The 8,418-nt window shown below is 59.9% G+C and carries 8 protein-coding genes; 7 read left to right on the top strand and 1 reads right to left on the bottom strand.

Annotated features, from left to right (window positions below):
• The first annotated feature begins 135 nt into the window (after positions 1 to 135).
• From QZ196_RS16500 to QZ196_RS16470, 7 genes are all read left to right on the top strand, one after another.
• A complete protein-coding gene (locus tag QZ196_RS16500) occupies positions 136 to 555 on the top strand; it encodes an Hsp20/alpha crystallin family protein (RefSeq protein WP_296428391.1) in 420 nt (139 codons plus the stop codon).
• Positions 556 to 581: 26 nt separating this feature from the next.
• On the top strand, positions 582 to 983 hold the full coding sequence (locus tag QZ196_RS16495) for an Hsp20/alpha crystallin family protein (protein WP_296428389.1): 402 nt from the start codon (positions 582 to 584) through the stop codon (positions 981 to 983).
• A gap of 42 nt (positions 984 to 1,025) precedes the next feature.
• A complete protein-coding gene (locus QZ196_RS16490) occupies positions 1,026 to 1,535 on the top strand; it encodes an Hsp20/alpha crystallin family protein (protein ID WP_296428387.1) in 510 nt (169 codons plus the stop codon).
• 55 nt (positions 1,536 to 1,590) lie between these two features.
• Entirely contained in the window at positions 1,591 to 2,982 is a 1,392-nt protein-coding gene (locus QZ196_RS16485) for a DegQ family serine endoprotease (protein ID WP_296428385.1), read from the top strand.
• A gap of 28 nt (positions 2,983 to 3,010) precedes the next feature.
• Positions 3,011 to 3,565 carry a nucleotide exchange factor GrpE gene (gene grpE, locus QZ196_RS16480; RefSeq protein WP_296428382.1) on the top strand — a complete coding sequence of 185 codons (555 nt, stop codon included), beginning with the start codon at positions 3,011 to 3,013 and terminating at the stop codon, positions 3,563 to 3,565.
• Positions 3,566 to 3,679: 114 nt separating this feature from the next.
• Positions 3,680 to 4,099 (top strand): CBS domain-containing protein, encoded by a 420-nt coding sequence (locus tag QZ196_RS16475; protein WP_296428379.1) that lies wholly within the window; start codon positions 3,680 to 3,682, stop codon positions 4,097 to 4,099.
• 179 nt (positions 4,100 to 4,278) lie between these two features.
• Positions 4,279 to 5,706 (top strand): DUF6880 family protein, encoded by a 1,428-nt coding sequence (locus QZ196_RS16470; RefSeq protein WP_296428378.1) that lies wholly within the window; start codon positions 4,279 to 4,281, stop codon positions 5,704 to 5,706.
• A 15-nt stretch (positions 5,707 to 5,721) separates the two neighbouring features.
• On the opposite strand, the gene QZ196_RS16465 is transcribed toward QZ196_RS16470, so the two are convergent.
• Positions 5,722 to 8,037 (bottom strand): Tex family protein, encoded by a 2,316-nt coding sequence (locus tag QZ196_RS16465; RefSeq protein ID WP_296428376.1) that lies wholly within the window; start codon positions 8,035 to 8,037, stop codon positions 5,722 to 5,724.
• Between the last annotated feature and the right edge of the window lie 381 nt (positions 8,038 to 8,418).

Here is an 8,418-nt window from a genome sequence, read left to right as displayed (position 1 = left end):
GCTACCACACTGGATTCACTAGATGAATCCCTCACAGAATTTGTGCAACAGAGCCTGTGATCCCGCCCAAGGGGCTTTTCGGGAATGCGCAATCAACCAATAGGAGAACAAAATGCTACAGACCGCTTTTTCCCCATGGATTACAACGATCCGTTCGCGGAAATGCGCCAGTTGCAGGGGGCGATGAACCGGCTTTTTGACGGAGGGCGAACACCTGAACGGTCAGGAACCTATCCTTCCGTCAACTTCTGGGCCGGGCAGGACAGCATCGCGATGTCCGCGGAACTTCCGGGGCTGACCGAGCAGGACATCGAACTGACCGTGAAGGACACGATGATTTCCATTCGCGGCACCTATCCGGAGCGCGAAACGGGCGATGACATGATCTGGCACCGACGCGAGCGTCCAACGGGATCGTTCCTACGCTCGATCGAGCTTCCCTTTCGGATCGAGCCTGACCACATAGACGCGCGCTTTGAAGATGGCGTGCTGACGGTCGAAATGCAGCGGCCGGAAGAAGACAAGCCCAAGCACATCCAGATCAAATCGTCCTGAATTCAGGCCCAAAAGGAGCAAAGCCCATGGCACAGGAACTCGCAGCACGCGGCGAAGGCGACGTTGCCCGCACAAACGGTGAAACAGAACCCACCGCGTTCACCTTCACGCCGGCGGTCGATATTTTCGAACAGGGTGACACAACCATAATCCTGGCCGACATGCCGGGTGTGGCATTCGACGGTGTGGATGTCACGTTGGAGAGACAGGTTCTGACATTGCGCGGCAAGGTCAAGCCACGCGCGCCGGAAGGGTATCGCCGTCTGTCCTCGGAGTATCGCGAAGGTGACTATTTTCGCGTCTTCACGCTGTCCGATGAAATCGACCAGAGCAAAATCAATGCCAAGTTCAAGAATGGCGTTCTGCGGCTTGAACTGCCGCGCGCGGCCGAAGCCAAGCCAAAGAAGATTTCGGTGAAGGCCGCGTGACGTACGACAGCGAAAATTGAATTCAATCAAGGAGAAAATACGATGCAGATCAGAGACCTTATCCCTTGGAGCCGTGACAAGGAGAAGGCAGCCGCGCGCGAGTCCGGCGTCTCCGGCAATCCTTTGGTGTCGTTGCAGCGCGACATAAACCACGTGTTCGAGGATTTCTGGCGCAAGGTCGAAAACGGCTGGAATGGCAGTGACAACGTGGTCGGAATGTTCGGTCCAAGTACCGATGTTACCGAAACCGACAAAGGTGTGGATGTCTCTATCGAATTGCCCGGAATGACCGAAGACGACATCGACATATCCTTGTCGGGCAATGCGATGACGATCCGCGGCGAAAAGAAGATCGAACACGAAGAGCAGCGCAAGGGTATTTACATGTCCGAACGCCACTATGGCGCGTTCTACCGCACGGTGCCCCTGCCCGCCGGCGTCGATCCCGACAAGGCCGAGGCAAAGTTCAAGAACGGCGTGCTGACCGTCAGCCTGCCCAAGACGAAGGAAGCATTGGCCAACATCAAACGCATTCCCGTGAAAGCCGCATAGAACATCCGGGGCCGGTTTTCCGGCCCCTTTCCCTCTTATTTGAAGGCGTTGTGAAATGGCTGAGTTTGTTCCTCGTCTGCGCCAGACACTGGCCGCAATACTGATTTTTTCAATGAGTTTTTCCGCGCCCGTCATGCCGCAGACCGCTGATCAGCCTTTGTATCTTAACGATGACGGGCTGCCGACACTGGCGCCGCTGCTGGCCGAAGTGACACCGGCTGTCGTTAACATTTCCGTCGAAAGCAGCCGGGCCGTCGAGATGAACCCCCTGTACAACGACCCATTCTTTCGGCGCTTTTTCGACATGCAACCGCCGCAGCGCCGCCAGCAACTGAGTGCAGGGTCCGGGGTGATCATCAATGCCCAAGAAGGCTATGTCCTGACCAACCATCATGTCGTGGAGAACGGCGACCGCATTGTCGTGACGCTCAAGGACGGTCGGCAATTGGACGCGGAGTTGGTCGGCAGCGATCCGGGAACCGACATTGCACTTGTAAAGATTGCCGCCGACGGCCTTACCGCGCTTTCCTTGGGTGATAGCGATCGCCTGCAGGTAGGGGATTACGTTTTGGCGATCGGCAATCCTTTCGGCCTTGGGCAGACGGTGACGTCGGGCATCGTCAGCGCTCTGGGCCGCAGCGGCCTTAACATCGAAGGATATGAGGATTTCATCCAGACCGACGCTTCGATCAATCCCGGCAATTCCGGTGGTGCCCTGATCACGTTGGACGGGCGTCTTGTCGGGATCAACACAGCGATCATTGCGCCATCGGGCGGCAATGTCGGTATCGGCTTTGCGGTGCCTGCCAACATGGCTGAGGCGGTCGTGGAGCAACTCATCGAATTTGGCGAGGTCCAGCGGGGCCTGCTTGGGGTGACAATTCAGGATTTCACACCTGACCTCGGCGCGGCATTGGGAATCGATTCCGGCGCTGGCGCGGTGGTGACGCGGGTCCAACCTGACAGCGCCGCCGACGTAGCCGGCTTGCAACCCGGTGATCTGATCGTTTCCATTGATGGTCGCGCCATCGCCGGGTCCGCCGACATGCGCAGCCAGATCGGACTGAAGCGGCTTGGCAGGAGTATCGAAATCGAAATCATCCGTGACGGCAAGACGCTGACCCTGGAGGCCACCTTGCGCAGAGGCGCAGAGGTCGCGGCGAGAGAGGGTGATCTGGGGCTTGGTCGGCTTTCCGGAGCGGAATTTCGCGATCTTGACCCAGATGATCCTTTGTATGGCGAGGTTGCGGGGGTCGTGATCATGCGCGTGGACCCTGAAAGCCGGGCCGCACGGTCGGGTCTGGAAGCAGGCGACGTCATCCTTGCCGTTAATCGGGTGCCCGTCACATCGGTCGCCGAGTTGCATGAGCAACTGGACAAGATCGACAGTGCGCTCGCTTTGACAATTCAGCGCGGAACAGCCCGCATTTTTCTGCTCATGCGCTGACAACGAAAAATCCACAGTGGAGGACGGAATGAACGAGCATGACAAAAAGGCCGACACCATGGCCGAGAGTGGCGTTTCCGGGCAACCGGACCCGTCCACCGACGCATTGGAGCGTGTCGCCGAAATCGCGGCCCTGACCGACAAGTGGAAGAGAGCGCTTGCAGAAGCCGAGAACGCGCGCAAGCGCGCCGATGCGGCCCGCTTGGATGGGCGCGAGCATGGCATTTCACTGGCCGTGGATGCCCTTGCCCCCGCATTCGATGCGGTATTTCTGGCCCTTGAGACGGCCCGCAAGGTCCCCCAGGCGGACAACCCTATGATCACGGCACATCTGGAGGGTCTGGCAAGGGTCAAAGCGGCGTTTGAAACCGGACTGAAAGCACTTGGGGTCAGAATGATTGCCCCCAAGGACACGTTGTTCGATCCGGAGCAGCATGAAGCCATGCAAATAAAGGAAACGGCAGAGACGGAACCCGGGAATGTCCTTGTTCTGCACCGCCCGGGCTTTGCTATCGGGCGGCGGTTGATCCGACCCGCACATGTGACAGTCAGTGCCGCGCCAAGCAGTTCTGACAAGGGGTAATGCCTGCGACGCTTTTGGGCGCTGCGTCTGCCAAATATCTTGACGCCGATCAATCATGCATCCGCACCGCCTTCTATACTACGGCGAAATACTCATCCAGCACAGGAGACGAAGATGGAAATCTCAAAGGCAATGCATCGGACAGCCGATTGGGTCAGTGCTGACACACCGGTCAGCGAAATTGCGAAAATGATGAAAGAGGGTGATATCGGCGCCATTCCCATCGGAAAGGATGACAAACTGATTGGTATGGTCACGGACCGCGACATCGCGCTCAGGGTTGTGGCCGCCGGGCGGGATCCCAAAAAGACCACGGCCGAAGACGTGATGACAAAAGGGATTGTCTACTGCCGGACGACCGAAACCGTCGAGGACGCAATTCACCTGATGGATCAGAAAAAAATCCGCCGGCTGCCGGTGCTTGACGACAAGAAACGGTTGGTGGGGATGCTGAGCCTTGGCGACGTGGCACATTCCGTCAGCCGGGATTTGTCGGGCGAACTGCTGCGTGCGGTGGCCGATCATCACGCATGAGGTGACATGAAGGGTTGATTGACCACGCCGCACGGCACGACCGGGATTTGCATTATCCGGGCGCAGACGCAGGGGTTTGCGTGTCCGGGGGTATGGTGCGGGACTGGCGGGCTAACCGGGGGGATGCCGCGGAGCGCGCAAGCACTTCCCTTCCCGCCGTGTCGATGCCAAAATGGGCCATGTCAAAAAAGACCCTGAACAAGACCAATCTCGAAGCTTTGGGCGCGGACCGGTTGGCCGCGCTCTTGATCGAGGTCAGCACCGGCAGCGCCGATATCAAACGCCGGTTGCGGTTGGAGTTGAGCCATAATCTGGGGGTGTCCGAACTGGCCCACGAGGTGCGCAAGCGGCTGGTTTCGTTGCGCAAGGCCACCAGCTATGTCGGTTGGCGCAAGCGCAAGGCACTGGTCAAGGATCTTGATACGCAGGCGACGATGATCGCGGACAAGATCGCCGCAGACAGCCCGAGGATAGCCTTTGATCTGCTGTGGCAGTTTATCGGGATCGCGCCATCCATCTATGAACGCGTGGACGACAGCAACGGCGATGTCGGTGATGTGTTTCGGGCCGCACGCGCGCAGTTCGCGGGTATCGCACCGGCCGCGCAGCTTGATCCCGAAGCGCTGGCGGATCGGGTCTGGGTCGCAGTGCAAGACAACGGATACGGGGAATGGGACGGCATTATCGCGCTTTTGGCGCCCGCCCTTGGCGCGTCCGGCCTTGCACGTTTGAAAGCCAATGTGGAAACCTATGCGGCGGCACCCGAACCCGAGACCGCAACAGACCATGAGGCAGTCCGGTTCTTGCGCCAGTTGCGCGGCGGGTCCGATTATGCGGCAGACCGCAAGGCCCGTTTTGTCAAATCCTGTCTGCAAGAGATTGCAGAGGCCGCAGGCGATACGCAGGCATATATCGCCCAATTTTCTGACAGTGATCTGCAACGCAAAGATACCTCTGCCGAGGTCGCGCTGCTTTTGCTCGCGGACAACCGGGCACAGGACGCGCATGATCTGCTGCTGGCTGCGGATCAAACGGAAAACACCTTTGGACAGGGTGCATGGGATGACGCCTATATCGCCAGCCTCGTTGCATTGGGGCGGATCGAAGATGCGCAATCCCATCGCCGGGCTTGCTTTCGTCAGACGCTGAGCATGAAACACCTGCGCGACTATCTGCGGCTTTTGCCCGATTTCGAGGATGTAGAGGCCGAAGATAAAGCCAAGATACACGTGCTGGCCTATCCCGATGTATCAACCGCGCTTGGGTTTTGTCTGGAATGGCCGGACTTGCTGACAGCCGCACGATTGATCGAAACCCGCGCAGCAGAGATCAACGGCGATCACTACCGCCTGCTGACCCCCGCAGCCGACGCGTTGCGCGTGCGGCACCCTCTGGCCGCCGTGATATTGTGGCGCGCCATGATCGACGACGCGCTGGAGCAAGGGCGATCAACGCGGTACGGGCACGCCGCAGATCACCTGTCGGATTGCGCGGCACTTGATGCCGGGATAGCGGATTACGGGGCCTTTGCCACCCACGCGCATTATGTGCAGACGCTGCAGACACGACACGCCCGCAAAACGTCCTTTTGGACCAAGCTGGGATAAACACCCAAAACGGCGCTAGCGATCACCCTGCCCTTTCAGCGCGGCGGCAAGGGCCGATCCCAATGCCCCCGGACTGTTTGGCGCGGGTTTCGCCGCCCGATGGTTCTGTTTGGGCTGGGTTGGTTTGGGTTCTGCGGCGGTCTTTGGCGGCGAAGCCTCTGCCCCGCCATCCTTGCGCATGCTCAGCCCGATCCGCTTGCGCGGGATATCTACCTCTGTCACGCGGACACGGACCACATCACCGGCTTTGACCACCTCGTGCGGGTCCTTGACAAAGCGGTCCGCCAACTGGCTGACATGCACCAACCCGTCCTGATGCACGCCGATATCAACGAACGCGCCAAAGGCCGCGACATTCGTCACGGTACCTTCGAGCGACATGCCCGCCTTGAGGTCGGCCATACTGTCGATCCCCTCGGCAAATGTCGCAGTCTTGAACGCAGGGCGCGGGTCGCGCCCCGGTTTTTCCAGTTCCGCCAGAATATCGCGCACGGTGGGCAGACCGAAGCTGTCATCGACGAATTGCGCGGCATCCAGACCCGCAAGCGCGCCGCTGTCACCCATGATCGACCGCACATCGCGCCCGCAAGCCTGCACGATCTTGCGCGCGACGCCGTAAGCCTCGGGGTGCACAGATGACGCATCCAGCGGTTCTTTTCCGTCTGTGATCCGCAGGAAACCCGCGCATTGCTCGAACGCTTTGGGCCCCAATCCTGCCACCTTCAACAACGCTTTGCGGGTGACAAAGGGTCCGTGACTGTCGCGATGCGCCACGATGGATTGCGCCAGTGACGCGCCCAGTCCCGCGATATGCGACAAGAGCGGCGCAGAGGCCATATTCAGATCGACACCCACGGCGTTCACCGCGTCTTCGACCACGCCAGCAAGCGATTGCGCCAATCGGCGTTGATCTACGTCGTGTTGATACTGACCGACGCCAATGGCCTGCGGTTCGATCTTGACCAGTTCGGCCAGCGGGTCCTGCAAGCGCCGCGCGATAGACACGGCCCCCCGAATGGACACATCTATATCCGGGAATTCCTGTGATGCCAGTTCGGACGCGGAATAGACCGACGCCCCGGCCTCTGACACGATCACCGGCGTGGGGCGCGCCACACCTGCGGGCAGGCGTTTGAGGACATCCGCGACCAACCGTTCGGATTCACGGCTGGCCGTGCCATTGCCGATGGCGATCAGGGCGACGCCATGTTTGGCAATCATCTGCAGCAGGGTTTCCTCGGCGCCACGCAGATCATTGCGCGGCTGGAACGGATAAATGGTCGCGGTATCAAGCAGCTTGCCGGTTTCGTCTACCACGGCGATCTTGCACCCGGTGCGGATGCCGGGATCAAGACCCAGCGTAGCGCGCGCACCTGCGGGGGCGGCCAGCAACAGATCACGCAGATTGCGCGCAAAGACGTCGATCGCGGTGGCATGGGCGCGACGGCGCAGATCGGTCAGCAGATCCATGAACATGGTCCCGCTCAACTTTATACGCCAGGTCCAGCCCGCGACGTCCTGTAACCACAGATCACCGGGGGACTGACCGGATATTCCGATCTCGGCGGCAATGATGCCGATCATACGCGGCACGCCCGTGTCGGGATCGGGCGCGATGTCGATGGTCACAATCTCTTCTTTTGCGGCGCGCAGAATGGCAAGTGCGCGGTGCGACGGGATGGTCGCCCATTTTTCACTATGGGCGAAGTAATCGGAAAATTTCGCCCCGACCTCTTCCTTGCCGGTGTTCACGCGGGCCACGATCATCGCCTCTTGCTGCATGACATCGCGCAATCGCCCCAGAAGGGTCGCGTTCTCGCCCAGCTCTTCCACCAGAATATCGCGGGCCCCCACCAAGGCGTCTTTCGTTGTCGGCACGGCCTCGCCAAGATAGCGTTGGGCCAGAACCTCGGGGGTAGCGGCCCGGTCGGCAAGGATCGCGCGCAGCAATGGCTCAAGCCCATATTCACGGGCAATCATCGCCTTGGTCCGCCGCTTGGGCTTGAACGGCAGGTAAATATCCTCGAGCACCGCTTTGGTGTCGGCCCCCGCAATGGCACGGGCCAGCGCATCCGTCAGCTTGCCCTGCCCCGTGATTTCGCCAAGGATACTTGCACGGCGCTTTTCCAGATCGCGCAGATACGCCAACCGTTCGGCGAGCCGGCGCAATTGCGTGTCATCAAGGCCCCCCGTCACCTCTTTGCGGTAACGCGCGACGAACGGAACGGTATCGCCGCCATCCAACAGGGCGACCGTCGCGCTGACCTGTTCAGGGCGTGCGCCGATGACGGTGGCGATATTGCGGGCAATGCGATTTGCGACTGCGGTCATGGCGGGCTCCCTTTGGTGGTCGGACGGTTGTGATAACGCCGCAGATCAGGGCCGCCAAGTGGCAGGTGGTGCGAAAGAAGGAAAACAGGCGAAAAAAACCCAGATGTCAGAGCAACAGCCCCACCGCACCAACGTAAACCAAGCCTGTGCGCCACGGCCCCGGACACGCGGTTCACCACAGCGGTGTTTGTCAACGATGTTGTCCGCCGGCTTCATGCACCGGCTCTGATTTCAGGGGCGCTGATTTCGGTTTCTGGGTTGAGCCAGACGGGTCCAGCGGGTTGCCAGTTTCGGGTTTTTCCTGACCATCGTTGCGGGTTTTGCGCCCTTGTGAATTGCCCCGAGTTTGTCGGAGACCATCAACTTAAGTAAGGATGATGG

This window comes from Yoonia sp. (assembly GCF_017854565.1).
Lineage (GTDB): Bacteria > Pseudomonadota > Alphaproteobacteria > Rhodobacterales > Rhodobacteraceae > Yoonia.
This window is presented reverse-complemented; position numbering and strand designations above follow the sequence as displayed.

Excerpts from the sequence above, each read along its gene's own strand:
- QZ196_RS16495 (WP_296428389.1), top strand. The coding sequence starts at position 582 with ATGGCACAGGAACTCGCAGCACGCGGCGAAGGCGACGTTGCCCGCACA.
- QZ196_RS16500 (WP_296428391.1), top strand. The coding sequence starts at position 136 with ATGGATTACAACGATCCGTTCGCGGAAATGCGCCAGTTGCAGGGGGCG.
- grpE (WP_296428382.1), top strand. The coding sequence starts at position 3,011 with ATGAACGAGCATGACAAAAAGGCCGACACCATGGCCGAGAGTGGCGTT.
- QZ196_RS16490 (WP_296428387.1), top strand. The coding sequence starts at position 1,026 with ATGCAGATCAGAGACCTTATCCCTTGGAGCCGTGACAAGGAGAAGGCA.
- QZ196_RS16465 (WP_296428376.1), bottom strand. The coding sequence starts at position 8,037 with ATGACCGCAGTCGCAAATCGCATTGCCCGCAATATCGCCACCGTCATC.
- QZ196_RS16475 (WP_296428379.1), top strand. The coding sequence starts at position 3,680 with ATGGAAATCTCAAAGGCAATGCATCGGACAGCCGATTGGGTCAGTGCT.
- QZ196_RS16485 (WP_296428385.1), top strand. The coding sequence starts at position 1,591 with ATGGCTGAGTTTGTTCCTCGTCTGCGCCAGACACTGGCCGCAATACTG.
- QZ196_RS16470 (WP_296428378.1), top strand. The coding sequence starts at position 4,279 with ATGTCAAAAAAGACCCTGAACAAGACCAATCTCGAAGCTTTGGGCGCG.